The 26,908-nt window shown below is 60.5% G+C and carries 25 protein-coding genes and 1 riboswitch; of the genes, 12 read left to right on the top strand and 13 right to left on the bottom strand.

Annotated features, from left to right (window positions below):
- Positions 1–29: 29 nt before the first annotated feature.
- Positions 30–1,019 (bottom strand): hypothetical protein, encoded by a 990-nt coding sequence (locus ABWV42_RS17280; RefSeq protein WP_353341266.1) that lies wholly within the window; start codon positions 1,017–1,019, stop codon positions 30–32.
- Positions 1,020–1,140: 121 nt separating this feature from the next.
- On the opposite strand from ABWV42_RS17280, the gene ABWV42_RS17275 reads away from it, so the two are divergent.
- Together ABWV42_RS17275 and ABWV42_RS17270 are read left to right on the top strand one after the other, a co-directional pair.
- On the top strand, positions 1,141–2,802 hold the full coding sequence (locus ABWV42_RS17275) for a glucosamine inositolphosphorylceramide transferase family protein (RefSeq protein ID WP_353341265.1): 1,662 nt from the start codon (positions 1,141–1,143) through the stop codon (positions 2,800–2,802).
- Between the two features lie 130 nt (positions 2,803–2,932).
- Positions 2,933–4,483: a trimethylamine methyltransferase family protein gene (locus ABWV42_RS17270; protein ID WP_500150994.1), complete on the top strand. Its 1,551-nt coding sequence runs from the start codon at positions 2,933–2,935 to the stop codon at positions 4,481–4,483.
- A gap of 34 nt (positions 4,484–4,517) precedes the next feature.
- Here ABWV42_RS17270 and ABWV42_RS17265 read toward each other — a convergent pair whose 3' ends face one another.
- Complete coding sequence (locus tag ABWV42_RS17265) at positions 4,518–5,408, bottom strand: LysR family transcriptional regulator (RefSeq protein ID WP_353341264.1); 891 nt, start codon at positions 5,406–5,408, stop codon at positions 4,518–4,520.
- A 151-nt stretch (positions 5,409–5,559) separates the two neighbouring features.
- On the opposite strand from ABWV42_RS17265, the gene ABWV42_RS17260 reads away from it, so the two are divergent.
- On the top strand, positions 5,560–6,570 hold the full coding sequence (locus ABWV42_RS17260; RefSeq protein ID WP_353341263.1) for an isopenicillin N synthase family dioxygenase: 1,011 nt from the start codon (positions 5,560–5,562) through the stop codon (positions 6,568–6,570).
- A gap of 155 nt (positions 6,571–6,725) precedes the next feature.
- Here ABWV42_RS17260 and ABWV42_RS17255 read toward each other — a convergent pair whose 3' ends face one another.
- From ABWV42_RS17255 to ABWV42_RS17235, 5 genes are all read right to left on the bottom strand, one after another.
- On the bottom strand, positions 6,726–7,676 hold the full coding sequence (locus tag ABWV42_RS17255; protein WP_353341262.1) for a GNAT family N-acetyltransferase: 951 nt from the start codon (positions 7,674–7,676) through the stop codon (positions 6,726–6,728).
- 192 nt (positions 7,677–7,868) lie between these two features.
- Positions 7,869–9,206: an NAD(P)/FAD-dependent oxidoreductase gene (locus tag ABWV42_RS17250; RefSeq protein ID WP_353341261.1), complete on the bottom strand. Its 1,338-nt coding sequence runs from the start codon at positions 9,204–9,206 to the stop codon at positions 7,869–7,871.
- Positions 9,203–10,702, bottom strand: a complete 1,500-nt coding sequence (locus tag ABWV42_RS17245) for an aldehyde dehydrogenase (RefSeq protein ID WP_353341260.1) — start codon at positions 10,700–10,702, stop codon at positions 9,203–9,205. The genes ABWV42_RS17250 and ABWV42_RS17245 overlap by 4 nt, the downstream gene beginning before the upstream one ends.
- A gap of 5 nt (positions 10,703–10,707) precedes the next feature.
- Positions 10,708–11,625, bottom strand: coding sequence for a dihydrodipicolinate synthase family protein (locus ABWV42_RS17240; RefSeq protein ID WP_255107018.1), 918 nt, complete (start codon positions 11,623–11,625; stop codon positions 10,708–10,710).
- Positions 11,626–11,644: 19 nt separating this feature from the next.
- Positions 11,645–12,355 carry a GntR family transcriptional regulator gene (locus tag ABWV42_RS17235; protein ID WP_353341259.1) on the bottom strand — a complete coding sequence of 237 codons (711 nt, stop codon included), beginning with the start codon at positions 12,353–12,355 and terminating at the stop codon, positions 11,645–11,647.
- A gap of 123 nt (positions 12,356–12,478) precedes the next feature.
- Between ABWV42_RS17235 and ABWV42_RS17230 the strand changes: the two genes are divergently transcribed.
- Entirely contained in the window at positions 12,479–13,429 is a 951-nt protein-coding gene (locus ABWV42_RS17230; protein WP_353341258.1) for a GlxA family transcriptional regulator, read from the top strand.
- Here the strand turns inward: ABWV42_RS17230 and ABWV42_RS17225 are convergent.
- The 4 genes from ABWV42_RS17225 to thiB are packed head-to-tail and all read right to left on the bottom strand — an operon-like array spanning position 13,426 to position 17,777.
- On the bottom strand, positions 13,426–14,538 hold the full coding sequence (locus tag ABWV42_RS17225; protein WP_353341257.1) for a THUMP domain-containing class I SAM-dependent RNA methyltransferase: 1,113 nt from the start codon (positions 14,536–14,538) through the stop codon (positions 13,426–13,428). The genes ABWV42_RS17230 and ABWV42_RS17225 overlap by 4 nt on opposite strands.
- Positions 14,539–14,570: 32 nt before the next feature.
- A complete protein-coding gene (locus tag ABWV42_RS17220; protein WP_353341256.1) occupies positions 14,571–15,263 on the bottom strand; it encodes a thiamine ABC transporter ATP-binding protein in 693 nt (230 codons plus the stop codon).
- The gene (locus ABWV42_RS17215) at positions 15,250–16,803 is read right to left on the bottom strand and encodes a thiamine/thiamine pyrophosphate ABC transporter permease ThiP (protein ID WP_353341255.1); all 1,554 of its coding nucleotides are present in this window, start codon (positions 16,801–16,803) and stop codon (positions 15,250–15,252) included. Before ABWV42_RS17215 ends, ABWV42_RS17220 begins: the two co-directional genes overlap by 14 nt.
- Positions 16,779–17,777: a thiamine ABC transporter substrate binding subunit gene (gene thiB, locus ABWV42_RS17210; RefSeq protein ID WP_353341254.1), complete on the bottom strand. Its 999-nt coding sequence runs from the start codon at positions 17,775–17,777 to the stop codon at positions 16,779–16,781. Before thiB ends, ABWV42_RS17215 begins: the two co-directional genes overlap by 25 nt.
- 34 nt (positions 17,778–17,811) lie before the next feature.
- Positions 17,812–17,915, bottom strand: a riboswitch (TPP riboswitch).
- Between the two features lie 135 nt (positions 17,916–18,050).
- Here thiB and aroC point away from each other — a divergent pair.
- Both aroC and ABWV42_RS17200 read left to right on the top strand, forming a co-directional pair.
- The gene (gene aroC, locus ABWV42_RS17205; protein WP_353341253.1) at positions 18,051–19,154 is read left to right on the top strand and encodes a chorismate synthase; all 1,104 of its coding nucleotides are present in this window, start codon (positions 18,051–18,053) and stop codon (positions 19,152–19,154) included.
- Positions 19,155–19,158: 4 nt separating this feature from the next.
- Positions 19,159–20,100: an AEC family transporter gene (locus ABWV42_RS17200; protein ID WP_353341252.1), complete on the top strand. Its 942-nt coding sequence runs from the start codon at positions 19,159–19,161 to the stop codon at positions 20,098–20,100.
- 24 nt (positions 20,101–20,124) lie between these two features.
- Here the strand turns inward: ABWV42_RS17200 and ABWV42_RS17195 are convergent, their stop codons facing one another.
- Positions 20,125–21,627 carry a malonate--CoA ligase gene (locus tag ABWV42_RS17195; protein WP_353341251.1) on the bottom strand — a complete coding sequence of 501 codons (1,503 nt, stop codon included), beginning with the start codon at positions 21,625–21,627 and terminating at the stop codon, positions 20,125–20,127.
- A 129-nt stretch (positions 21,628–21,756) separates the two neighbouring features.
- On the opposite strand from ABWV42_RS17195, the gene ABWV42_RS17190 reads away from it, so the two are divergent.
- Entirely contained in the window at positions 21,757–22,677 is a 921-nt protein-coding gene (locus ABWV42_RS17190) for a DMT family transporter (RefSeq protein ID WP_353341250.1), read from the top strand.
- Positions 22,678–22,744: 67 nt separating this feature from the next.
- Here ABWV42_RS17190 and ABWV42_RS17185 read toward each other — a convergent pair whose 3' ends face one another.
- Positions 22,745–23,614 carry a branched-chain amino acid aminotransferase gene (locus tag ABWV42_RS17185; protein WP_255107029.1) on the bottom strand — a complete coding sequence of 290 codons (870 nt, stop codon included), beginning with the start codon at positions 23,612–23,614 and terminating at the stop codon, positions 22,745–22,747.
- A 168-nt stretch (positions 23,615–23,782) separates the two neighbouring features.
- Between ABWV42_RS17185 and ABWV42_RS17180 the strand changes: the two genes are divergently transcribed.
- The 5 genes from ABWV42_RS17180 to ABWV42_RS17160 all read left to right on the top strand — a co-directional run bounded on the left by ABWV42_RS17180 (position 23,783) and on the right by ABWV42_RS17160 (position 26,866).
- On the top strand, positions 23,783–24,277 hold the full coding sequence (locus ABWV42_RS17180; RefSeq protein WP_255107030.1) for a MarR family winged helix-turn-helix transcriptional regulator: 495 nt from the start codon (positions 23,783–23,785) through the stop codon (positions 24,275–24,277).
- Positions 24,277–24,978, top strand: a complete 702-nt coding sequence (locus tag ABWV42_RS17175; protein ID WP_353341249.1) for a response regulator — start codon at positions 24,277–24,279, stop codon at positions 24,976–24,978. Before ABWV42_RS17180 ends, ABWV42_RS17175 begins: the two co-directional genes overlap by 1 nt.
- Before the next feature lie 140 nt (positions 24,979–25,118).
- Positions 25,119–25,607: a hypothetical protein gene (locus ABWV42_RS17170; RefSeq protein ID WP_353341248.1), complete on the top strand. Its 489-nt coding sequence runs from the start codon at positions 25,119–25,121 to the stop codon at positions 25,605–25,607.
- A gap of 84 nt (positions 25,608–25,691) precedes the next feature.
- Positions 25,692–26,627 carry a histone deacetylase family protein gene (locus ABWV42_RS17165; protein ID WP_353341247.1) on the top strand — a complete coding sequence of 312 codons (936 nt, stop codon included), beginning with the start codon at positions 25,692–25,694 and terminating at the stop codon, positions 26,625–26,627.
- Positions 26,624–26,866 carry an exodeoxyribonuclease VII small subunit gene (locus ABWV42_RS17160; protein WP_255107034.1) on the top strand — a complete coding sequence of 81 codons (243 nt, stop codon included), beginning with the start codon at positions 26,624–26,626 and terminating at the stop codon, positions 26,864–26,866. Before ABWV42_RS17165 ends, ABWV42_RS17160 begins: the two co-directional genes overlap by 4 nt.
- Positions 26,867–26,908: the final 42 nt, after the last annotated feature.

Here is a 26,908-nt window from a genome sequence, read left to right as displayed (position 1 = left end):
ATTCCTTGCCCATCGAACTTGGGAGAACGCTAAACGGTTTCTTGTGAGGACGCCAGATTGTGTCCGCCGACACGCCAGCGATCTGCATAATGGCGGATGGCAATTGTATTGTTGCGGGTTTCCGGCCCGCCTTCCCCGGCGTTGATCCGGCCCAGCGAGGTTTCCTTGAAGTGTTTGAAGTCCTGCCACGGCAGATAGCTGAGGCCGTTGTTTGGCACCACGAGACAGGGTGCGTTGCACAGGGCCGAGGTGCGCACGTCATCGGCAAGAAACCCGGCACGCGGGGTTTCGGAGAAATCGGTCATGTCTTCGAGGTCGAAGAAACGGGGACGCACCAGATAGGCGAAGACACCCAGAAGGACGTCAACCTCTTCCGGTTGACGCAGGCGATGCCCCCGCAAGGGCGCGGGCGCGCGTTTCAGCAGGTTATCCATGACCCGCGTCGGGCCATCGGTCAGATCACCGGGCACGATCCAGCCCGCGTTGGTCAGGGCGGCATCCGGCAAGCGGGAGGCGTGTTTCTCGATCTCTTCAAGCGTGTCGCGTGGATATATGCGGTCGTCGTCAACCACGAGGATCGGCTGGTCCGGGTTATCAGAGGATAGCAAAGTTGGGATCAGCTTGGTCGCAGGTCCCCAGTCGCGGCCACAACGGTGGATTTCAACGCCTTGCAGGGCACTCAGGTGGGGCGGCACCTCGTAGGCGCAATCTTCACGCAGGGAATGATCGGGGATGTTCACAACGATCTTTTTCGGCGGGCGCGACTGGGCCAGAAGGCCTTTCAGCGCATAGTCGATGCGCGAAATGCGGCTTGGGATCGTTGTCAGGCTGATGATCGTGTCGGATTTCGCAGGGGAAGCGGCCCATTCTGCATCGAGTTGCGCCAGCGATTTGCGGGACAGACGCCATTCATGCAGAACGTCCCGAAAAAACCTTTCCCCTTCGAAAAGGAACAGCAGCCGCCAGGCAAGGTAAACCGCCGCGATCAATAGGATAGCTGTCCAGATAATCCAACTCATCCCTGTCCCCCAGTTGCGCCCTTTCCATGTAACAGGTGGCAGGCGCAGCGCAAACTGTCTCCTTTGGCGCAGGGTGGTAAAATGGTGCACAAGGGGGTTTAGTGGTCGGGAATTCCATTTCATGACTCGGATTGCGATGACCAAGCCTCTTCCACTTTTCGTGACCGCTGCCGATGCGCGTTACTGGCGGTGCCTGCATCAACTGCTGCGTGCGGTTCAGCGCAAGGGCTGGACCGAACAGGCGGAGTGGGCGGCCTATGATCTTGGCATGGAAGCGGAACAGAGGGCTCGGCTTGAGCGCGATTTTCCCTGGGTGCGGTGGGAGACGTTTTCTTACGACGGTCTGCCGGAACATTACGTCCCCTCGGCCGGGAGCTATGCCTGGAAAGCGCATCTTTTCTGGCCGGAGGTGGAACGCGCATCAGGCCCCGTGATCTGGATGGACAGCGCCAACCTGCCACTGGCGTCGCCGAGCGAGATGCTGGATCACATCGATCAATACGGGATCTACCTGTTGCATGGGCAGGCCCCTTTGCAAGAACGCTGTGATCCAAGGGTGCTTGATGCCTTAGGTGTCCCGCGCTGGACATGGGGCACGCGGGAATGTGTGACGGGCCTTGTGGGGGTGGATGCCGCCAACCCGGTGATGCGCGATTTCATGCGGCGCTGGAGTGACTTGTCGGCCGACCCCGAGATCATTCGCCCGAAAGAGCGGATTGAACGGCACATGAACGATCAGGCGGTTCTGAATGCGATCATGGCTGAAGCAACCTGCAAGGGTGATGTCGTGCTTCCGCAGAAGGATGTGGACATCAGTTCGGGGCGCCCTGTGCGGTTTCTTTCGACGCGCAACAAGGTGCGGCCCAGTTTTCCAATCTGGGCAGACTGGTTTTCCCGCGCCTACTATCGCGTGAACAAGGTGCTGGATCAGTTTCTGCACCGGCTGGATGATTTCCACCTCGATCACAACCCGTTCTGGAGGATGCACAAGGAATACTTCGGGGTGCACTACAAGGCGGCGGACGGGTCGGTGAGCGACATGCCCTGCCCCTTTGGCCACTACTATGCCGATCCTTTCCTGATCGAACAGAATGGCGAGACATGGGCGTTCTTCGAGGACCTGAACTATTTCAAAGACCGCGCCACTATCGCGGCGATGCGTCTGGATGACGGGCCATCAAAGGCGGTTCAGGTGCTTGATCCGGGGTGCCATGCCTCGTTCCCGTTCCTGTTCCGCCATGATGGCCAGCTGTGGATGCTGCCGGAAACCTGCAAGAACGGCACTCTGGAGCTGTGGCGGTGCATCGGGTTTCCAGAGCGCTGGGAGAAGGTGCGCAATGTGTTTGAAGGCGTCAACTGCGCAGACAGCGTGGTGTTTGAACACGATGGGCGCTGGTGGCTGATCACCTCCATGGAATCGCCGATGGCAGGCGGCATGTACCGCTATCTTGCGATCTTCCACAGCGATGATCCGGTGACGGGGGATTGGCAGGCGCATCCGGGCAACAAAAAGGGTCTGGAAGTCACATCACGCGGCGGTACGGGGCGCAACGCGGGTGGCGTCCTGCGCAGCCGGGGGCGGCTTCTCAGGGCCGTTCAGTCCAGTCGGGACTACTATGGTCAGGGCATGCAGTTTCGCGAAATCACCACTTTGACACCCGAAGCCTTCGAAGAACGTGTCGTCCCGACACCTGACGATCTGCGCATGGCGGATCAGGAGGGCGTGCATCACCTGTCACGACTCGGGACGCTGACGATCTGGGACAAGCGCACACGGCACTAAACCAACCCGCCCATCGCATTCGCAATGGGCATATGCAGTGTCGGTTTTCGCAAACAGATTTCGGAATCCTGCAGGTGAAGCCCCGTTTGTCTCTTTTACCGTAAGGGTCAAAGGAGACATCGCAATGAACATGGAAACCCCTCGCACCCGTTCCCGCTCGGGCGGTCGCAGCGCCCGCCGCGCGGCTCGTACGGCACCCGATTTCGCAATGCTGCCCGGCCTGACCCGCAACATTCCCGTTTGCGAGGTCATGGACGGTAGCCAGGTTGAACGCATCCATAATGCGTCGATGGACATTCTAGAAAACGTGGGCGTCCACTTCCGCGATCCGATTGCCTTGGAAGACTGGAAGCGCATTGGCGCCAAGGTGGTCGACGAAACCGTCTATCTGGACCGTGCGCTGGTGATGGACCTGATTTCGACGATCCCGTCGGACTTTACCTACCACGCGCGCAACCCGGCCAAGAACGTGCGTCTTGGCGGCAAACATTCGATCTTTGTTCCGATGACTGGCGCGCCGTTCCTGCGTGACCTTGATGACGTGCGTCGCAACCCGACGCTCGACGATCTCGCCATGTTCCACAAGCTGGCGCATATGTCGCCTGCGCTGCATTCCTCGGCGCACCATATTGTCGAACCCTACGACCACCCGATTTCGCAACGGCACCTCCGCATCACCTATTCGTCGATGAAATACTCGGACAAGACCTTCATGGGCATGACTACCTCGCCCAAGAACGCCGAGGATGTCATGGACATGTGCGCAATCCTGTTCGGCGAGGATTTCCTTGAGGAAAACCCGGTGACCACAGGCAACTGTAACGGCAACTCGCCGCTGGTGTGGGATGAGACGATGCTGGGGGCAATGCGGGCCTTCTGCAAACGCAACCAGCCGGTTCTGTGTTCGCCCTTCGTGCTGGGCGGGGCCAACACACCGGCATCGGTGGCCGCCTCCGTGGCGCAGCTGAATGCCGAGGCGCTTTCCGCCCTGGCCTATACGCAGGTGATCCGCCGTGGGGCGCCGGCGATCTATGGGCATTACCTGTCGACCGTGAGCATGAAGTCGGGCGCGCCGATGGCGGGCACCCCCGAGATCAGCCTGATGAATTTCATGATCGGCCAGATGGCGCGGTTCTATGACGTGCCGTGGCGGACCTCGAACACCCTTGGCGGGGCCAAGACCTTTGATGCGCAGGCAGGGTACGAGAGTGCGACCACGCTGTCGTCGGTCATTCACGCGGGCGCCAACTATATCTGGCACTCGGCCGGTTGGAACGAGGCGGGTATGCACTGTTCGGTTGCCAAGTTCGTGGTGGACGCCGAGCAATGCGCGATGGCCTATCGCATGGCGGAAGGCCCGAAATGGGATGACTTTGACACCGCCGTGGGCGCCGTGCCTGATGTTGGTCCGGGCGGTCACTATCTTGGCCACCCGCACACGCAGGAAAACTTCCAGACCGCATTCTTCATGCCGGAACTGTTCGACAACAACTCGATCGAGCAATGGGTGGCCGAAGGCAGTGTCGAGATCACCGAGCGCGCCTTGAACCACGCCCGCAAGCTGCTCAACGACTATGAAGAGCCGAAGCTGGACGAAGCCAAGAACGAAGCGCTTCTGGATTACATCGCACGCCGCGAACGCGAAATCCCGGCAGCGGACGAGTTGAACCAGAGCTACTAAGCGTATCGAGGGGCCACATCGGCCCCTCCTTTTCTTATGCACCTTCGGCGGCGCGAACGAGCCAATCCCGCAGTAACAGAGCCTGTTTCGAGGCCCCCGTGGCGGCGCGAATGTAGAACTCGCGCGGTGCCGGGGCCTCGAGATCCATCAGGGGCACCAAAGCCCCGCTTTCCAGCATCGGCCGGGTTTCCTCGCGCCATCCCAGCACTACACCGATCCCATCCTGTGCCGCCTGAAGCGCGATGATGTAGTTGTTGAGGTGCAAGAGATCGCCAAGCGGGCCTTCATAGCCGACCTCGCGGAACCAGACCGGCCATGTTGTATAGACGTCCTCTGGTGAATGCAGGTGGATGAGCGGCAGTTTGGCCAGCTCTTCAACCGAGGTAACGGGATGCTCGGCTGCGAACGCGGGACTGGCAAGTGGCACCATCACATCGCGGAACAGAAGCCGGCAGTCGCCCGCATCTTCGGACATGTGACCATAGCGGATTTCAAGGTCGGCGCGCGCGCCCTCGGGTTCAACATCGCTCAGTTCCTGAGTGACCCGGACGTTGGGAAACTCGCGCCAGAACCGCGCGAGCCGCGGGGTGAGCCAGAGGTAAGATAGGGCGGTTGTTGATGCGATGCGCACGCCCCGGTGCTCGGCCTGGTGGCGCAGCGCGGCAATCGCCTCGCCGATCTGGGAAAACCCGCGTTCCAGCGCGGCATAGAGCATGGCCCCCTCAGGGTTCAGTTCCACCCCACGCCGGTGCCTTTCGAACAGAACAAGGCCCAGTTCCGTTTCCAACCCCTTGATCTGATGGCTGACGGCGGCCGGGGTCACGTTCAACTCTCCCGCGGCACGTTTGAAACTGCGATGACGCGCGGCAGCCTCGAAGGCGTCCAGCGCGCTTAGCGGGGGCAGATCATAGTAGGTACGGGCCATTACCTTCTCTAACTTGGATGTTTGCGCTTTCACCAAAGCACAAGGGACAGGATCACTCCATAGATGAATCCATCTAAACCCAGATGAATTTTTTCAGAATTGTCGGACCGAACGCGCGAGGGCAGGTTCCCGCCACACACAGGAGACCGCAATGACCCAATCCCCCCTCGCCCTGCTGGACGACACCCTGCGCGCCACACGCGTGTCGTTTGACCAGATCCCCGTTATCGACGTGGCCCCGCTTTTGGATGGCAGCGACAAACAGAAAGTCGCCAGGGAAATCCGCTGGGCGTTGTCCAATGTCGGCTTCATGTACGTCAAGAACCACGGCGTGGCCCGTGACGTTGTCGAGAGCGCGTTTGACCAGACCCGCCAGTTCTTTGACCTGCCGCTAGACCAGAAAATGGACCTGCACGTGAGCAAATCCGGCACCGCGCTGCGGGGCTATATCGAGATGTTCGGCGAGAATACCGACCCGACCCGCACCAAGGATCTGAAAGAGTGTTTCGATCTTGGTCCGGAAACACCGGGAGATGCCACACCGTTTTTCGGCGCGAACCAATGGCCCTCTGAAGCGGTGCTGCCGGATTTTGCCAGGGTGATCTATGGCTACCATCAGGACATGCGGGCCCTGTCGACCAAGCTGCTGCGCGGGATTGCGCTCTCTCTGGATCTCGACGAAGACTTCTTTGCGCCAAAGATGACCAACCCGATTTCGATCCAGCGCCTTCTTCACTACCCGCCGCAGACCGGCAAGATCGACGAAAGCGTGATGGGCATCGGTGCGCACACCGACTATGGCAACCTCACCATTCTGGCTCAGGACAACGTGGGCGGGCTGCAAGTGATGAACCGCGACGGGGATTGGGTGATGGGCCCGCCGATCGAGGACACCTTTGTCATCAATATCGGCGACCTTGTGCAGAAGCTGACCAACGACCGCTATATCGCCAACCTGCATCGCGTGGTGAACACATCGGGGCGCGAACGTTACTCGATCCCGTTCTTCATCGACGCCGACTATGACGCCGAGTTTGCGCCGCTGCCGTCCTGTGTGACCGAGGACAATCCTGCACGCTATGAGCCTGTGACCTGCGGTCGACACAAATTCGCCCGCTTTGTCGACAGCTTCCCTCATCTGGCTGCGGAACAGGGCAAATGAAAGAAAGGGGCGGTTTCTAGCCGCCCTCTGCAGCAAAGGGTGAGCGCGGCAGGTGGGGCCACGTTCAAAAGCAACGCCTGGGGAAATCTTCGGGCATCCTCCTCCGCAAAGAGGGGCGGCGGTGCACACGGAGCTGCCTTTCAAATAGAGATGGGTTACTTCCGTTTTCGTTCGAATTCTTGTTCGACGACTTCCGTACCCCACTGCTTGCCCCGTTCTTCATGGACTAGTTCAAATCCATACTTTTCATAAAGGTGGCGCGCGGCATCGAGTCCTTTGAACGTCCAGAGACGGGTTCGATCGAAAGCTGCCGTATCAACAAATGACGTGGCCTTTTCGAGAAGCAGTTTTCCTACTCCCATGCCTTGGGATTCGGGACTGACAATGAACCACCTGAGATGGCTGGCCCCATCCTCAAGGTCCTCTCCATCAAGCGACACCGAACCCAGCAGTGTTTCGCCAATGTAAGCGGAGAATGTCGTGTTCACGGAGCTTTCTATACGCCCCATGAATTCTGACATTTCAGCCGCAACTTTTCTCTCAAAGATGGCACCAAAACCAAAATTGCTCGCGTAGTAGGAGGCGTGCAGACCAACGACGGACGCAATCACACCGGGGTAATAACCCTGGCGAAACTCTATCGCACTCGAGTCAAAGACCCGGCTTGTTTCTCCTCGCAACGCCTTGGCGAAAAGCGTCAAACCTGTTTCGACCTTCGTGAGATCATCCTTCGCAAGATGTTCAAAGGCCGACCTGATTTGTCGGCGCCCGAAGTCTTCAAGCGACTTCAAAAGAGCTTTACCTTCCTTCGTGAGACCTATTTCCCGAGATCGGCGGTCGGCGGGGTTTGTCTTTGCCTCGATCAATCCGTCCTCAGCGAGTCTTTGGACAAGACGACTGACCGATGACTTCTCTAGCTGCAGTAAGTAGCTCAGGTCACTTGCATTTGTGACGGTGCCGTAACCCAACTCTATGATCGTATGCACGGCTGACGGAGACAGCGCTGTCCCAGCTAGCCCTTTCTGCATGAACCCAAGCTCGCGGACGATGTCGCGTGAAGCTGCGCGCAGCTTATCGATACGCTGTATGGAAACGAGTTCACTCATAGTTGTATAGTACAACTAATTTTCCTCCCGTCTACCTACAACCGACATTCGCTTCGATGCTGCGACACGTCTGGGTGGACTCAAAGCGACCATTGTCCTTCGAGCCTTCGGGGCTCTCAAATTCACCACGTCTTGCAAGGGGCTAGCGCTTACAAACCGGCCCATCGTCTCTGAATCAGTCTCTAATTCACCTTATTCGGCACCGGCGCGCCATTCCTTGTAGCGCAGATAGACATTGGCACCGATGGTGGCGAAGGGCTGGGGCGGGAGCCGTTTGGGCGCGTCCTCGGCGGTGAAATGCGCGGTGATCTCGCTGCTTTCGCCACAGGCAAGTTCCGCCGCCCCCATACCGGTCAGGGTGCCGCGCGCGGTGCCAAGACCGTTTTGCACGCAGGCCGAAAAGACACCGTCTTCGACCTCCTGCATCACCGACACGCCATTGAGCGAGAGGCACAGGTGCCCTGCCCACTTGTACTCCATCGGGTATCCGGCAAGCTGTGGGAAACGTTCGTCGAACTTCTGGCGATGCACGCGGCCGGCGCGGTTGTTTTCCGCTTCGGAGGGGTTCATCTCGGGTTTGAGAACGGCGCAGGTGCGGGTCACGATGCGATTGCCGCCCTGCCCCGTATCAATGCGGCGCATGGTGGTGCCCATCGGGTCTGATGGCGTGATGCCCCAGCGCGGCTGGCCACCAAGGGCCTTGAGAGCATCCGCGTCGAGCTCGCCTGTCATCGAGGCAAAGAGGAAGAGTTGCATCAACCGCCCCCTGGCAAAGCCAAAGCTTTCCAGATGGCCGTTATTGGCAAGGATGATACGCCCCGTTGCCACGCTCCCCTTGGCGGTCTTGACCACCCAATCGCTGCCCGCCTTTTCGAACCCGGTGACGGGCGAGTTCTCGTGCAGGGAGATCCGGGTGGAAAGCGCCTCGCCAAGGCTTCGGATATAGCCGGCGGGCTGCAGCATCACGGTGCCGGGCGTATAGAGACCGGACGTGTAATGCCTGCTTCCGGTCAGGTCATACATGGCCTGCGCGTCAAGCATCTCGGAGGTTTCCCCCATCGTCGCAAGGTGCCTGGCATAGCTTTGGTTGTGCGCGTCCCCGGCGGGGGTTGCGGCACCATTCACCTTGCCGACAGGATCGAAAAAGTTCGCGTCGATCCCGTAAGCGTTGACGGCGTCACGCGCGAAACCGATGGCCTTGCGATTGAGGTCGATGATCTTCCGGTCATCCCCTGATCCGGCATAGTCATCCGAGGCAAGGTCGTGCGGCAGGTCAATCATGAAACCCGAATTGCGCCCTGCGGCACCTTCGGCAAGCCGACCGGCCTCGAGCAGGACAACGCGCGCATCTGGTTGCAGCTGAAGCAAACGCTCGGCGGCCGAGAGGCCCGCAAAGCCGCCACCGACGATGACGAAATCGGCGGTCTGAGACCCTTCAAGCGGCACGGCCGGAGGCTGCGGCCCCAGAATGGCGCTCCAGGCCGCCTGCCCCCGATGCGAGGGCAGGCGTTTGGCTGTGAACCGTGTCACGACACGGCCTCGTCTTCGTCGTCCGCCAGATCGATCCAGATCGTCTTGAGCTGGGTATACTGGTCGTGAGCGTGAACCGAGTTGTCCCGACCGCCAAAGCCCGACTGCTTGTAGCCGCCGAAGGGTGTGGTGATGTCGCCTTCGCCAAAGCTGTTGACTGTCACCGTCCCTGCGCAGATGGCACGGGCGCCGCGCACGGCGCGTTTGACGTTGGAGGTGAAGATCGACGCCGCAAGGCCGTATTCGGTATCGTTGGCCATGGCGATGGCCTCGTCGAAACCGGAAACCGTGATGACCGAGAGAACCGGGCCGAAAATCTCTTCGCGGGCCAGATCGTGATCATTGCCGTCGACTTCGACAACGGTGGCCTCGACATGAGTGCCGTTGTGGGCCTTACCGCCCAGAACCACGGTCTCTGCCTTGTCGAGATAGCCGCACACCTTGTCGAAATGCGCCTTGGAGACCAATGCGCCCATGCGGGTTTCCGGATCCAGCGGATCCCCGACATTCCATTCGCGGGCATGGTGGCTGATGCGTTCCATCAGCTCGGCCTTGACGTCCTTGTGCACGATCAGGCGCGAGGTGGCAGAGCAGTTCTCGCCCATGTTCCAGAAGGCACCGTTCACGATGTGCTGGGCCACGCGATCAAGGTTCTCGGCGTCGTCCATGACAACGCAGGGGTTCTTGCCGCCCATTTCGAGCACGACTTCCTTGGCGTTGCTTTCTGCCGCGTAGGTCAGGAAACGTTTGCCGGTGACTGTCGAGCCGGTGAAAGACACCATGTCGATGTCCATGTGGCGGCCAATCGGTTCACCGACGTCGGCACCACCGCCCGGCAGGATGTTCAACACCCCCTTGGGCACGCCCGCTTCGGAGGCCAGTTCGGCCACGCGCAGAGCAGTCAGGGTGGTTTCCGCCGCAGGTTTCAGAACCACCGAACAGCCTGCCGCAAGGGCCGGACCGATTTTCCAGGCCAGCATCAGAAGCGGGAAGTTCCAGGGGAGGACCAGCCCGACAACCCCGATGGGTTCGCGCACGACCATGGCGATATGATCGTCGGATGCGGGCGAGACCTGATCATAGATCTTGTCGATGGCCTCGGCATGCCACTTGATGCAGTGGATGGTTTCGGGCACGTCGACGGTTTCGCAATCGAAGATGGTTTTGCCGGAATCAAGCGCCTCCATCACCGCCAGTTCGCGACGGTTGCGGGTCAGGAGCTTGGCAAAACGGATCAGAACATCCTTGCGCTCTGACGGGTGCATCCGCGACCAGCGGCCGTCTTCAAAGGCTTCACGCGCCTTCGCCACGGCAAAGTCCACGTCTTCCTGCCCGCAGGCCGCGATGTCAGCCAGCTTTTCGCCGGTTGCCGGGTTTACGCTTTCGAAGGTCTTGCCCGACGCTGCCGGACGATAGCCGCCATCAATGAAGGCATTGGTTGGCAGGGTCAGATTGGCGGCGATGGATGTGTATTCTTCCTGTGTCAGCAGATCCATGATCCTTACCCCTCTGCCTGAATATCTGCGATGGTGGATTTCAGCACGCGGATCACTTGTTCCAACGCGCGTTTGTCGTCTTTGTTGAGCCCCTTGAGCGGCGGCCGCATCGGGCCGGTGTCGATGCCGTTCATCGTCACGCCGTGCTTGATGCATTGGATGAACTTGCCACCCTGCTCGAGCACGCGCATCAGCGGCATCATGGCGCTCATGATGCGGCGGCCCTTGTCAAAGTTCCCTTCGATGGCGCAGGCCTGATACAGGGCCACGTGCTCCTCGGGCAGGAAGTTCGATCCGCCGCAAACCCAGCTGCGCGCGCCCCATGCGAAGAATTCAAGCGCCTGATCATCCATGCCGCAGGACATCTGGATGTGTGGATAGTCACGCGCCAGAAGGTGCACGCGGTTGATGTCGCCCGAGCTTTCCTTGATGGCGCAGATGTTACGCGACCGGCCAACGCGATCGAGGAACTCTTCCCCCATGTGGACGCCCATGCGGCCGGGGTAGTTATAGAGCATCACCGGCAGGTTCGCGGCCTTGTCGATGGCGAGTGCGTTCAAGGCGTTCTCGCGTTCGGTGGGCACCGAATAGGGCGGCGTGGCCAAGAGGATCGCATCGGCCCCCATGTCGCGGGCCCCTGTGGCAAGGGCAATCGAATCCGGTGTCATCATCGCGCCCGTGCCTACGATCAACGGCAAACGCCCCTTGGAGCGTTCGCGGGTGAAACGCGCGATTTCAAGACGTTCCTCAACGGACTGGGCATAGTTTTCGCCGGTCGAACCACCGGAGATCAGGCCGTGCACGCCCTTGTCGATCAGGTTCTCGATCACGTCGGCCAGCGCGTCCCAGTTGACGCTGTGGTCGTCGTTGAAGGGCGTCACGACCGGCGTGTAGATCCCTTCGAATTTGAAAATCGGAGTCATGTGCATCCTCTGTTCGGAGTTAAGCGGGGGTCTTGCGGGGCAGATCACCAAGCGGCAGATCAAGCCCGGCAGGCATTACGAAAATTTCGATCTGGTCGCGCGACAGCGCCCAGTGATCATCAGCCAGCTTGCCGGCGGCAGCCTCATCACCGGCTTCGATGGCGGCGATGATCTGGTCGTGCTGTTCGGCGGCGTCCGACAGGTTCTCGGCCATGCGATTGTCGGTTGGGCGATAGAAGGTCATGCCAATGCGGGCGTGATCGATCAGCAGGCGGTGAAAGCTGGGCGTCAGATAGACGTTGTCGGCCATCTCGCCGGTGATCTCGTGAAACCGGTTGTTGGCAAGGGCGCGATCTGCACCGGTGCCGGATTTCAACGCGGCGCGAAACTCTGCCTGCGCCTCTTTCAGCCTGACGATCTGATCGGCGCGCGCGTTCTTGGCCGCGAGGCGCAGAACGGCAGCATAGATCATCGGTGCGGTCAGAAAGAAATCGCGCAGGGTGGTGTGAGACATCTCGGATATGCGCGCGCCGCGATTCTCGCGAAGGTTGATATAGCCTTCCCCCGCAAGCTGGCGAAACACCTCGCGCAGGGGGGTGCGCGAAAGGGAAAACTCTTCGCTGAGCGCGGTTTCATCAAGGTCTTCACCCGGACGCATCTGCATGGTCAGGATACCCATCTTGAGCGCCTCGTAGAGAGCCATTTTCCGCGATTTCGAGTCGGTTTTCATCAGTGTCTCCCGGTCTGCGATTTTGCTGACCTAACATAAAATACAATTTGTATACACAGAAAATTTCGATTACACCGATGCGACGCCGTGGTGCGGATTCACGACTCACGCTAGGGTTTACTCATGAAAAAGCCGGAACACTTTGCCTTTGTGCTTGTGCCAGAATTCACTCACATCGCGTTTTCCTGCGCGATTGAACCGCTGCGCATTGCCAACCTTGTCAGTGGCGAAGAGCTTTATAAGTGGTCTCTGATCTCGGAAAACGGCGAGACGGCGACCTGTTCCAACGACATCGTGACGGTGGTGCATCACGGTTATGACTCGGTGCCCGAGTGTGACCGCCTGTTCATCCTGTCCGGTATCAACGTTCAGAATCACGTCTCGCAACCGCTGCTGAATCTGATCCGCAAGGCGCGGGTCAGCAAAGCCAAGCTTGGCGCATTGTGTTCGGCGGCCTTTATCATGGCCAAAGCCGGGCTGCTTGATGGCAAACGCGCTGCGATACACTGGGATTTCCACGACGGTTTCATGGAGGACTTTCCCGAAGTGAGCCTCGTGAGCAGCGTCTTTGTTGCGGATGAGTCCATCGTGACCGCCTCGGGGGGGACGGCGACGGCCGACCTGATGATCCACCTGATCGCCGAGCAGCACGGCAATGAGCTTGCCGTCGCCGTGGCGGATCAGATGGTCTATAACGCCGTGCGCGAAAGTAGCGCGGAACAGCGGGTCTCGCTTCAATCTCGCCACGGGATGCGCAATCCGCATCTCGTCAAGGCGATCCAGATGATGAACGAGAACATCGAGGCGCCCCAGTCACCGGCGCTGATTGCCGAGGAAATCGGCATCTCGACCCGGCAACTTGAACGGCTTTTTGGCCGCTATCTGAACTGTTCGCCCAAGAAGTACTATGTCGATCTGCGGCTTCAGAAGGCGCGCAATCTTCTGGTGCAGACGGATCAGTCGGTCACGGAAATCGCGCTGGCCTGCGGGTTCGAAAGCCCCGGTCACTTCAGCCGCGTCTATCGGTCGAAATTCGGCATCACCCCGACCACCCAGAAATCCACAATCGGTTAGAGCGGATCAGTCCGGTAGAGTTTCACCCGCAACCCGCCGTGCGCAACGGGCGGGCCGGGTTCGAGAAATGGCAGGCCGGTTGCCTTGGCGAGGCTGCCATCGGTGGTGATGATCCCGACACGCCAGCCCCGAAAACGGTCGAGCATCGTCTTGCCCAGCGCCCCGTGCAGCGCGAACAGCTGCTTTTTCTCGCCGATCCGCGTGCCGTAGGGCGGGTTGACGATGACAAGGCCGGGCGGGCCGGAAGGGCGCTGGATTTCACTGACGCCGCAATGTGCAAATTCGGTGAGGTCTTCGACGCCCGCGCGTTTGGCATTGTGTTCGGCCGCGGTGACGGCACCTTTGTTTCGGTCAGAGCCAAAGAACCGCAATTCTGGTGAATTAGACTCTGATTTTGAGTGCAGGCCTGACCAAATACCCGCATCGAAGGTTGCAAGTTTCTCAAAGGCAAAGGCGCGGGAACGGCCCGGTTTCAGACCGCGTGCAATCTCTGCCGCCTCGATCACGAAGGTGCCTGATCCACACATTGGATCAAGCACAGGTTCGGTGCCGTCATAGCCGCATTGGCGCAGGAAACTGGCCGCGAGCGTCTCACGCATCGGTGCCTTGCCGACCGCCCCCTTGTTGCCGCGCTTGTGCAGCGGTTCGCCTGAGGTGTCGAGCGAGAAACTGCACTGGTTGTCTTCGATCCGCACCTTGATCTGCAAAGGCGCATCAATCGCAACGGGGATACCAACGGCACTCGAAAGTGCGCGCTCGATCCGTTCCGAGGCGGCACCGGCATGGTAGATCTTGGACTTGCGGCAGGTCACCTCGACCTTCACTGGCACATCGCGGCGCAGGAAACGTAGCCATGGAAGTTCCGCAGTCTGCTTTTCAAGCTGCGACAGGTGCATGGCCTGAAACCCGCCAATGCGCACCATCACCCGACCGGCACAGCGCATTTCGAGGTTAGCACGCCAGACATCGCGCCAGTTGCCCCGAAACCGCACGCCGCCGGGCATGGCCTTGGGTTTCTTGAACCCCAGAGCGGCGGCTTCGTCTTTGACGATGAGTTCGAGGCCCGGTGCGGCCTGAAGGAAGATTTCGAATGTAGCGTTGGCTGTCATGGCGCCTGTCTAACGAGAGATCCGCGTGAAGCCTAGCCGAGATATGCCCGCAACGCAGGCGGCGGATTGTCGAGCAGGTCTGCGGTGGCGGTGGGGGCATGGGCCACGCCATCGGCCACAAGCACGGTGTGGGGCGCGATGCGCCGTGCGTCTTGCGGATCGTGGCTCACCATCAAGAGCCCTGCACCGGTTTCGTCGAGAACCTCGGCCACCAGATCCAGCATTTCCACCTTGAGTGCGGGGCCGAGCGCCGCGAAGGGCTCGTCCAGCAGGACCCAGGGTTTGTCCTGCACGAGAACACGAGCAAGGGCGACGCGGCTTTGTTGGCCCCCAGAAAGCGCTGCCGGTTTGCGGGGGCCGTATCCTTCGAGCCCCACCCGTTTCAGCGCGGCCTCAACGCGGCTGGCCTGTGTCGCATCAAGGCGCAGATCGGGGCGAATACCAAGGCCGACATTCTGGGCCACGGTCAAATGCGGAAACAGGTTGTTGTCCTGAAACAGCATTGCCAAAGGGCGCTGTCCCGGAGCCGCATGTGTCATATCCTGACCCTGATTGAGAACGCGCCCTGTTTCGGGATCCAGGAAACCGGCGAGGAGGTTCAGCAGGGTGGATTTGCCCGCACCAGATGGGCCGATCACCGCAACGCGCATGCCGGGCTGGATCGAGAAATCGGCGGTAAGCGAGAAGCCGCCCTGCCGGATCAGGGTATTTTCAAGAGTCAGCATGGCCACGCCCTCCGCGATCAAACAGCCAGAACAGGCCAAAACTCAGCACCAGCAGCAAAAGCGCCGCGCCGGATGCCGCCTCCATCCGATAGCTGCCCATCAGGCGATACATCTGCAAGGGCAAAGTCGCCGTTTCCGGATCGGCAAACAGGGCAATGACCCCGAGGTCTCCCATGGACAGCGCTGCAGTTAGGCCACATGCGAACCCCAGCGGCGCGCGCATCCGTGGCAAGTAGATGATACGCAGCCATTGCCGCCCTGTGAGGCCCAGAGAGAGGCTTAGACGGCCATAACCCTGTACCACGTCGCGGGTTGACCCGATCAGAATGCGCAGGGCAAAGGGCAGCGCCATGATCGCATTGACAAGCGCCGTGACCGGGAAGGCGAAATCAAAGGGATCGGCAATCGGGTAGATGACGATGAACAGCCCCGTCCCGATCACGAGCGGAGAAGAGGCGATGCCCAAAAGGCCAACGGCCTCCAGCCAGCTGCTCTTGCCGGCGGCGGCGATTGCGATGGGCAGGGCAAGGGCCAGCATGAGCGCGGTTGATCCAAGTGACACAAGCACCGAAACACCGGCCGCCTTCCACACCTGCGCGGGCATCTTGGTGATGCCGAGAAGCCCGTCGATCACAACAAGGGACATCGGGAGCAAGAGGAAGAGGGCGGCAAGGGCAATGACGGCGGAATCGAGACTAATCCGGCCCAAACCGGCGCTATCCCACCTGCGCACGGCACGATCCAGCCCCGCGCCGAAACCCTCGCTGCCGGAGAGTTTCAGGGCAACAAGCGCGGCAATGCCAACCAGAACCAGTTGCACACAGGACAGGAGCGCGGCGCGCCCGAGATCAAAATCGAAGCGGAAGGCCTGATAGATAGCGAGTTCAACCGTGGTGGCCTTGGGGCCGCCGCCCAATGTCAGGGCCACGGCGAAGCTCGACAGGCAAATGGCGAAGATCACGGCGGCAGCCGGAGGCACGACACGCGACAGCATGGGGGCTTCGATCACGCGCCACATCTCGCGCGGACCAAAGCCCAGTTGCGCGGCAAGGCGAAAGCGTTCGGCGGGCACTTGCTGCCATCCCTGCAAGATCAGGCGCGTGGCCAATGGCAGGTTGAAGAAGACATGCGCCAGAACAACACCGTGCAATCCGTAAACCTGTACTTCGGGAAGGCCCAGCCAGCGGAGCGCTTCGTTCAGGATGCCACTGCGCCCGAAAACCGCCAGCAGACCCAGAACCGCGACAATCACGGGCAGAATGAAAGGGGCGCCCAACAGCGTGATGAGAACACGGCGTCCGAAAAACCGCCGTCGCGACAGGGCACGGGCGACGGGGATGGCAAGCGCCACGCTTATGGCGGCGGACAGTACGGATTGAACAATGGTAAATCGAATGGCCGCCCAATCAGACGGCCCAAGGCCGCGCCCCGCTTCTGCGCGCAGGGCGACGGCCAGCAATGTGCCCAGAACAAGCGCCGCGACCAGGGCCGCAGCGCCAATCCCGGGCCAGCGCCTTACTGCGACAGCGCGCCCAGCCATTCGGCCAGCGCCTCGTCACGGATGGCCTGTACCTTGTCGGTGGCAATCAGGCGTGCCTGTTCCGGCGCGATCGGCGCGGCAAAGGCGTCTGGTACACCCGCAGCCGGGGTAAAGGCGGGGTACATCCAGTTGGTGGTCGGGATGATCGACTGGAACCCATCCGAGACCATGAAGCTCAGGAATTGATCCGCCAGTTCCGGCTGATCGCTACCCGCCAGTTTGCCAGCCACCTCGATCTGCATGTAGTGCGAGGGGAAGGCAGCGGCGGCCTTGCTCTGATCTTCTTCGGCAATGATGTGGTAGGCGGGCGAGGTTGTGTAGCTCAGCACCATGTCGGCTTCGCCTTCAAGGAACAGGCCGTAGGCTTCGGACCAGCCCTTGGTCACGGTCACGACGTTGTCGGCAAGGCCTTCCCACATCGCGGCGGCACCATCACCGTACTGCTCTTTCACCCAGAGCAGGAGGCCGAGGCCCGGAGTCGAGGAACGGGGATCCTGGATCACGATCTTGACGTCGGATGCGGCCAGCTCTTCGAAGGAAGTCGGTGCATTTTCCAGCTTGGTGGTGTCGTAGACAAAGGCGAAATAGCCCCAGTCATAGGGCAGGAAGTTGGCGTCGTCCCAGCTGCCGAGTTCGCCAAAGGGGTTCGGCACGTCGGTGGTAACGGTCTGGCCATGCGGTGAAAAAAGGCCGGTTGCGGCAGCTGCGCCCGTCAGGCCGGTGTCGAGGCCAAGCACGACGTCGGCATCCGAACGCGCGCCTTCCAGCTTGATCCGCGCCAGAAGCGCCGCGCCATCGCCAGCGCCGACCAGCTTGAGATCGCAACCGCAGATTTCTTCGAAGGCAGCTTCGACCGCCGGGCCGGGGCCCCAATCCGAGACAAAGCTGTCGTAGGTGTAAACAGTGAGAACGGGTGTCTCGGCCACCGCGGCAGTGGCGGCCATCATTCCCGTGGCAAACGCAAGATACTTCATGGCATCCTCCAAAATGCGACGGACGGAGCTTATTTGGAAGAGAGTCAGCCTTCCCTCCGCCGGTCTTAACCGGTTCAGGTTCTACGGGTTCGCAACGATTTGCATCTCAGCCCAATTCGGGCACCCCGAGGTAGGCGCGACCCTAGTGACGCCAGCGGCCGGTGACAAGCGGATTCCATGAGTCCAGCAAGGTTGACTGCGGCGAATGGGCAAAGCCCCTTGAGCAAAGACCTCCAGACCGCTATTCCGCCTTGGAACAAAGGAGCCCGCCCCATGTCGATGAACAGCTTTGGCCATCTCTTCCGCGTCACCACCTGGGGTGAAAGCCACGGACCCGCCCTTGGTGCTACCGTGGATGGCTGCCCTCCCGGTGTGCCGATCGAACCGGAGATGCTGCAACAGTGGCTCGACAAGCGTCGCCCCGGCCAGAACAAGAACACCACCCAGCGCAACGAGCCGGATGCGGTGAAAATCCTGTCGGGTGTGTTCGAAGGGCAGTCTACGGGCACGTCGATTCAGTTGATGATCGAAAACACCGATCAGCGCTCGAAGGACTATGGCGATATCTCGGAAACCTTCCGGCCCGGCCATGCCGACATCACCTACTGGCAAAAATACGGCATCCGCGACTATCGCGGTGGCGGGCGGTCCTCTGCGCGTGAAACCGCGGCCCGTGTAGCGGCAGGTGGCATCGCACGCGAAGCCATCAAGGCGCTGGCCCCCAATGTCGAGATCAAGGGCTACATGACCGCGATGGGCGAGCTGGAAATCGACCGCAGCAAGTTCGACTGGGACGCCATCGACCAGAACCCGTTCTGGATTCCGCAAGGCGCGGAAATCGCGCAGGAATGGGAAGACTACCTTCAGAAAATCCGCAAAGAGCACAACTCGGTTGGCGGTATTGTCGAAGTCGTGGCACGCAATGTGCCTGCGGGCATCGGTGCGCCGGTCTATGGCAAGCTGGATACCGATCTTGCCGCTGCGATGATGTCGATCAACGCCGTGAAGGGCGTTGAAATTGGCGAAGGCATGAACGCGGCCCGCCTGATGGGCACCGACAATGCCGACGAAATCTATATGGGCGAGAACGGCCCAGAGTATTCCTCGAACCACGCCGGCGGCATTTTGGGTGGTATTTCAACCGGCCAAGACATCGTGGTGCGTTTCGCGGTCAAGCCGACCTCGTCGATCCTGACCCCGCGCAAGTCGATCCGCAAGGACGGCAGCCCGATCGAAGTTGTCACCAAGGGCCGCCACGATCCCTGTGTTGGTATTCGCGCCGTTCCGGTGGGCGAAGCCATGATGGCCTGCGTGATCCTCGATCATATGCTGTTGCATCGCGGCCAAGTCGGCGAAAACCGCGGTAAGATCGGCTGACCCCTTGGGCGCAATCCTCGCCATTACCTTTCCGATCTACGCCGCGATTGCCCTTGGCTATGTCGTGGTGCGGATGGGCTGGTTCAGCGCCGGGGACATGCGGACACTTGGCAAATACGTCCTGAACATTGCGCTACCGGCTCTGCTGTTCAACGCGGTGGCCTCGCGTGATCTTGGGGATGTGCTGCATCCCGGTTACATGGCGGTGTTCCTGTTGGGGGGCCTGGCGACGATCTTGCTGGCCTATCTCTGGTTCTCGATGACAGCCCCTGACGCGACTCGACGCGCAGTCGCGGTGATGGGCAGCGCCTGTCCGAACTCGGGCTTCATCGGATTTCCGGTCATGTTGCTGGTGTTTCCGGACATCGCCGGGGTGATCCTCGCGCTCAACTTCCTTGTTGAAAACGTCATCCTGATCCCGATCTGTCTGATCCTGATGGACCTGTCACGGGGCAAGGGACACACCTCGGTCACGCGGCAGATCCTGATGATCCTCTGGGGTGTTGCCAAACGGCCAATGGTGATCGGGCTGGCCCTTGGCATCCTTGTCTCGCTAAGCGGCGTGGCTCTGCCCGACTCGGCGACGCGGTTGTTCAAGATGCTGGCGGCCTCGGCGTCGGCCCTGTCACTGGTGGTGATCGGCGGCTCATTGGTGGGCTTACCGACCAAGGGGAACCGCGCCCTGGCCCTGCAAATCTCGGCGGGCAAGCTGCTTTTGCATCCCGCGATGGTCGCCCTCGCGCTTGTGGCGCTCGCGGCAGTTGGCGTGACCCTCCCGGCGGACATGGCGGTTGCCGTTGTCCTATCCGCCGCAATGCCGATGTTCGGCATCTACTCGGTTCTGGCGCAGGAACACGGGTTGGAGGGTCTGGCCTCTATCGCCATGCTGGTGGCAACCTCTGCCGCCTTTGTGACCCTATCGGCCTTCCTTTTCTGGATGGTCTAGGCGGGTATTGCCCGCCTGCCATGATCAGGCAAACAGACCGGCGTATTCCTCGCGCAGGGCTTTTTTCTGAACCTTGCCCATCGTGTTACGTGGAAGTTCGTCGAGCAGGATCACGGTTTTTGGCTGTTTAAACTTAGCCAGTTGCTCCACCAGTCCCGCAGCAATCGCCTCGGTTGAGGTGCCCTCGCCTTCGGGAACGACAACGGCAACGACGGCTTCTCCGAAATCCGGATGCGGCACACCGATCACCGCGCTTTCCTTGACACCAGGCATGTCGTCAATCAGGGCTTCGACTTCTTTGGGGTAGACGTTGAACCCGCCAGTGATCACCAGATCCTTGGAGCGGCCGACGATGGTGACATAGCCGTCTTCGTCCACCTTGGCCAAGTCGCCAGTGATGAACCAGCCATCCGGCAAAAGCTCTTCCGCCGTCTTCTCGGGCATCTGCCAGTAGCCCTGAAAGACGTTGTCACCGCGCACTTCCAGCACCCCGATCTCGCCCGCAGGCACCACTTCGCCCTCATTGCGAATCCGGGCCTCTACGCCCGGAAGGGGGAAGCCTACGGTGCCGGCCCGACGCTCTCCGTCATAAGGGTTCGACGTGCTCATGTTGGTTTCGGTCATGCCATAGCGTTCGAGGATACGGTGGCCTGTCCGGTCCTCCCATTTCTCATGCGTATCCACCAAGAGCGGCGCAGAGCCGGAAATGAACAGCCGCATGTTGGCGGCGCGGTCCTTGGTCAGGCGCGGGTCATCCAGCAGGCGGGTATAGAAGGTGGGAACCCCCATCATCGCCGTGGCGCGCGGCATGGCCTCGATAATCTGGTCCGCATCAAAGCGGGCGAGGAACTCGACAGAAGCGCCTGCCAGAAGTGCGACGTTGGTGGCCACGAAGAGGCCATGGGTGTGAAAGATCGGCAGGGCGTGGATCAGGGTGTCAGACTTGGTGAACTGCCAGTAGTCGCGCAGCATTTCCGAGTTGCTGGCAAGGTTCTTGTGCGACAGCATCGCGCCTTTCGAACGGCCCGTGGTGCCGGAAGTGTAAAGGATGGCGGCAAGGTCATCGGCCCCGCGCGCAACAGGGGTGAAGCCGCCGCGTCCCACAACGGCCTCTTCCATCGTCCCGCGCCCCTTGGCATCGAGCGTCATCACCTTGGCCGCGCCCGCAACCGTTGCAATCGCCTCGGCCCTGGCCGGGTCACAGACCACGACACGCGGGGTTGCATCGCCAAGGAAATAGGACACTTCGGCGGTGGTGTAGGCGGTGTTCAAGGGCAGGAAGACCCCGCCCGCCATGACCGTCCCAAGGTAGAGCTGGATGGCTTCGATGGTTTTTTCCACCTGAACGGCCACACGGTCTCCGGGTTCCAGACCAAGGTCGACAAGCGCACCTGCCATGCGTTCCGCACCGGCAAACAATTCGCCAAATGTCATGCTCGCACGCTGCGGAATACGAGCGAAATTGCGGGTTTCCTGGCCCACTGATGCGGCATGCAGGCGGGAAATCAGATAGTTGGCGTCATACATTGTGAAACCCTTGAGAAATTGGCTTCGCCTTTTCTCACTTGCACCTGCCCCAAGATCAAGCCCCAACTCCTTGCCAATCTGCCGCAAGAGGGCCACGATAGCTGCGCGCACGAACCCCACGAGATTTCCATGACCCCGTTTCGCGGCATTGCCCTCAAAGTGATTTCAGTCCTGCTGTTTGCGATCATGGCAAGCTGCATCAAGGCAACGGCCCCACATGTACCACCGGGCGAGGCGGTATTCTTCCGGTCATTCTTTGCCCTGCCGGTTATCGTAGGCTGGCTTTTGGTACGTGGCGAATTGCGTACCGGCCTGAAAACCCAAAACAAGATGGGCCATTTCTGGCGCGGTTTCATCGGCACATCGGCAATGGCGCTTGGCTTTGCCAGCCTCGGGCTTTTGCCGCTGCCCGAGGTGACGGCCATCGGCTATGCAGCACCGTTGCTGACCGTTGTCTTTGCCTCGATGTTCCTCGGCGAACAGGTCCGGGCCTTCCGCCTTTCGGCCGTTGGTCTCGGACTGGTTGGGGTGCTCATCGTGCTCTATCCGCGTTTGACGATTTTCGGCACCGGCGATCCCTACAGCGCCGCGACGCTTGGGGCGGTTCTGGTGCTGGGCTCCGCCGTGTTCAGGGCGCTTGCGCAAATCCACATCCGCAAACTTGTCCAGACCGAGGAAACCGCGGCCATCGTGTTCTATTTCTCGATGACGGCCACCCTGCTCTCTTTGCTGACCCTGCCGCTTGGCTGGGTCTGGCCGACGCCGTGGGAAGCCGCGCTGTTGGTCTCCGCCGGCCTGATCGGCGGTGCGGCGCAGATTTTCCTGACGTCTGCTTACAGGTTTGCGCCCGCGTCGGTGGTGGCCCCGTTCGACTATGCCTCGATGCTCTTTGCCATCCTGATCGGTTTCTTCATTTTCGATGAAGTGCCCACCGTCGTGATGCTGATCGGGTCGAGTATCATCATCGGGGCCGGCGTGCTGATCATCTGGCGTGAACGCCAGCTGGGCCTGCAACGCGGGGCACGTCAGAACCTGACGCCGCAGGGGTAAGCAAAGAAAAGGGCCGCCCATGGGGCGACCCGAAGGCCCGTGTCGGACCTAAGATATTCAAGCGCGATTATTCACGCACGAGGCGCTCGTAGCTTTCCGCGATGTCGCGGGTCAGGTCGCCCACTTCGAAGGTATAATCGCCGATCTGGCCAACCGGGGTCACTTCTGCCGCGGTGCCGGTCAGGAAGCACTGTTCGAAATCGGCCATCTCTTCCGGCATGATGCGACGTTCGTGGACGGTAACGCCCTTGTCTTTCAGCATCTGGATGATGGTCTGACGGGTGATACCGTTCAGGATCGCGTCCGGGATCGGCGTGTGCACTTCGCCGTCTTTCACAAAGAAGACGTTGGCACCGGTCGCCTCGGCAACGTAACCGCGGTAGTCCATGAACAGGGCGTCAGAACACCCTTTGGCCTCGGCCGCGTGTTTGGAGATGGTGCAGATCATGTAGAGGCCGGCGGCCTTGGCCGCGGTCGGAATGGTTTCCGGGCTCGGGCGCTTCCACTGGGCGATGTCGAGCTTGGCGCCTTTCATCTTGGCGTCGCCATAATACGCGCCCCACTCCCAGACCGCGATGGCAAGGCGCACGGGGTTCTTGGCGGAGGCCACGCCCATGTCTTCGCCCGCACCGCGCCATGCAACTGCACGCACGTAGGCGTCGGTCAGGCCGTTGGCCTTGAGGGTTTCTTCCTTGGCGGCCTCAATCTGGTCGACGGTCCACGGAATGTCCATGTCGATGAGTTGGCCCGATTTCAGCAGACGCTCCGAATGCTCGCGGCTTTTGAAGATCTTGCCGTTATAGGCGCGTTCGCCTTCGAAAACCGAGCTTGCATAGTGCATCGCGTGGGTCAGGATATGCACGTTGGCATCGCGCCACTCGACCAGCTTGCCATCCATCCAGATCTTGCCGTCGCGATCATCATAAGACCCTGCCATGGTCTTCCCTCCAACTTGGGTTCGTTTTGCATAAGTTGCGCGAGAAATGGCCGATGTGGTCACATTGTTGCGCAAAATCTGCGATTCGCTACCAGTTCGCCCTTGGAGTGTCAATAAAGCTGACTTATTGTGGCGCTAAATTGATCGAAAAACGACTTGGACACTCCAATGGCCGACTCACACAGTGGCGAAAGCCTGCTGTACCTGACCGATGAACAGCTCAGGCAAGGCATTGAGGCGATGTATTTTGCCTATCGCGGCTTTACCGCAGACCCCGACCGAATCCTTGCGACGATGGCATATGGCCGTGCACACCACCGCGCGATCCACTTCATCAAGCGTGCTCCGGGGACCACGGTGACCAACCTCCTCGAGATTCTCGGCGTGACCAAACAGTCGCTGAACCGCGTGCTGCGCACCCTGATTGAAGACGGGCTTGTCGAAAGCCGTGTCGGCTCGGCCGATCGTCGCGAGCGCAACCTGTTCCTGACCGAAGCGGGGGAAGCCCTGGAAAACCGCCTGTCCGACGCCCAGCGCACACGGATGCGCGCCGCCTATCGCGATGCCGGACCGGAAGCGGTATCGGGTTTCCGCCGTGTGCTTGAGGCGATGATGGATGGCGAAATGCGCCGCCGGTACGAAAGTCTGCGGGAGAAGGGCTGATGAGTGACGTTGATCCCCACCTCCTGATCGTTGACGATGACGAACGCATCCGCGAATTGCTCAAGAAATTCCTGATGCGCAACGGGTTCCTTGTGACCTCGGCGCGTGATGCAAGCCACGCCCGCCGCATTCTTTCCGGACTGGATTTCGATCTGATCGTTCTGGATGTGATGATGCCGGGCGAAGACGGCATGTCCTTTACCCGTTCGATCCGCGAAACCTCGATGACGCCGATCCTTCTTTTGACCGCCAAGGGCGAAACCGAAGACCGGATTTCTGGGCTTGAGGCCGGGGCGGATGACTATCTGGCCAAACCCTTCGAGCCAAAAGAACTGCTTTTGCGGATCAACGCCATCCTGCGTCGGATGCCCGAGGTCAAGGAGGCGGATACGGTTCCCAAGGTGCTGAACCTCGGCCCGATCCGCTATGACATCGACCGGGGTGAAATGTGGCAGGGGGATGAGATCGTCCGCCTGACGGCCACTGAAAGCCAGCTGATGCGGATCTTCTCGGCCACGCCGGGCGAGGCGATCAGCCGTGCCAAGCTGGTTGAGGAACTGGGTCGGGATCGTGGACAGGCGCAAGAACGCGCGGTGGATGTTCAGATCACCCGCCTGCGCCGCAAGATCGAGACCGATCCAAAGCAACCCCGCTACCTCCAGACAGTGCGCGGGGCGGGGTACATGCTCGCGCCCGATTGATCGGAGCAATTTGAACCGCGACAAACAGGGGCCGCTGGTCTAGGGTAAGATCAGGACACGGCCCCGTTATCCCGTTGCCTTCCTTGCGATTTCCCGGCGCGACGCGCCTTGGGCACGTGTCGTGAACAGGGGAGGACACTATGAAAAACACTTGTTTCGCACTGGCTCTGGCTTGCGCCCTGCCGACCTCTGCCTTGGCTCAGCAACTCGAGCAATGGGGCACGGCAGGCGGCTGGGACGTGATGATCGACCCATCCATGGGCGATGGTTGCCTGATACAGGCCGAATATTCGGACGGATCGGTTGTCAGGATCGGATTCGACCGCAATGTCGGCGAAGGCTATGTCACCGCGTTCAACATGGAATGGGGCGACATCATCGAGGGCGAACAATACGGCATTCTCTTTGATCTCGACGGCGCAGAGTATGATGCGGTGGCAACAGGCATCTATCTTGACGATGTGCCCGGGGCAGACATCTATTTCGACAATGTCGAGTTCTTCATGGACATTGCCAACCGCTATACGATGACGATCTACAACGAGAACGGATATGTCACCGCGATTGATCTGGGGGGCACGCAGATCGGACTGGAAGCGGTTCTGGAATGTCAGTCCGAGATGGGCTGATACCTCTGGCGTCTTGGCACCCCGCTGACTAACGTGCCGGAAAGCGGCCCGCGCCGCTTGGTCTAAACGGCAGGGAGAACGCGTATGACAACGGCGCTTTACACACACGCAGAGTGTTTGAACCACCGCACACCGGCGGGACATCCGGAACAGGTGGCGCGGCTGGAGTATATAAACGATGCCCTGAGCGCGGGCATGTTCGATGCCCTGGACCGGCGCGAGGCACCCCTGTGCGAGGATGCCGACATATTGCTGTGCCACCCGCAGTCCCACCTCGATACGATCCTAGCCTCGGAACCGGAGACAGGAAGCCGCGCGTTGGATGCAGACACGCATATGTCGCCCGGATCCGTGCTGGCCGCGCGCCGCGCCGTGGGCGGGTGCATCGCGGCGGTGGATGCCGTGCTGGCGGGCGAGGTCGGAAACGCCTTTGTCGCCTGCCGCCCGCCGGGGCACCACGCGGAACAGAGCACTCCGATGGGGTTCTGCCTGTTTGGCAATGCCGCCATTGCGGCGAAACATGCGATGGAGCGTCACGGCCTCGAACGGGTGGCGATTGTCGATTTCGACGTGCACCACGGCAACGGCACACAGGCCCTGCTGTGGAACGAGGCGCGCGCCCTGTTTTTCTCGAGCCACCAGAACCCGCTCTGGCCCGGCACAGGCATGCCCGAAGAAACCGGTGGTCACAATAACGTTCACAATCTGCCCCTGCCCCCGCATTCCGATGGCCGCCTGATGCGCGCCACCTATGAGGCCCAGGTTTTCCCGGTGATCGAACGCTTCAAGCCTCAGCTCCTCATCATCTCGGCAGGATTTGACGCACATTTGGCCGACCCGCTGGCGCAGCTGAACTGGGCCACTGACGACTTTGTCTGGCTGACAGAGAAACTCTGCGATCTGGCCGAAGAACATTGTGATGGTCGCGTTGTCTCGACTCTCGAGGGCGGATATGATCTTTCGGCACTGGCTGCTTCGGTGGCGGCCCACGTAAGCGTATTGATGGAGAAAACCGCATGAGCGACACGCCGGTAAGCGAACTCAGTTTCGAACAGGCCATGGCCGAGCTGGAACGCGTGGTTGGACAGCTGGAACGGGGCGATGTGGCTCTGGAAGAATCGATCGCGCTTTATGAACGTGGGGCCGAGTTGAAGAAACGCTGCGAGGCCAAGCTCAAGGAAGCCGAAGAGAAGGTGGCCGCGATCACGCTTGATGGCGACGGCAACCCGGCCTCCCTTAAGCCGGTAGACGGCCTCTGAACAAAATAGACCAGCCCACCCGAAGGGGTGGCGCGACAAGGA

The sequence above is a fragment of the Pelagimonas sp. KU-00592-HH genome, from assembly GCF_040369695.1.
GTDB lineage: Bacteria > Pseudomonadota > Alphaproteobacteria > Rhodobacterales > Rhodobacteraceae > Shimia.
The sequence above is the reverse complement of the archived record's forward strand: the minus strand, read 5'-3'. Positions and strand labels throughout refer to the sequence as shown.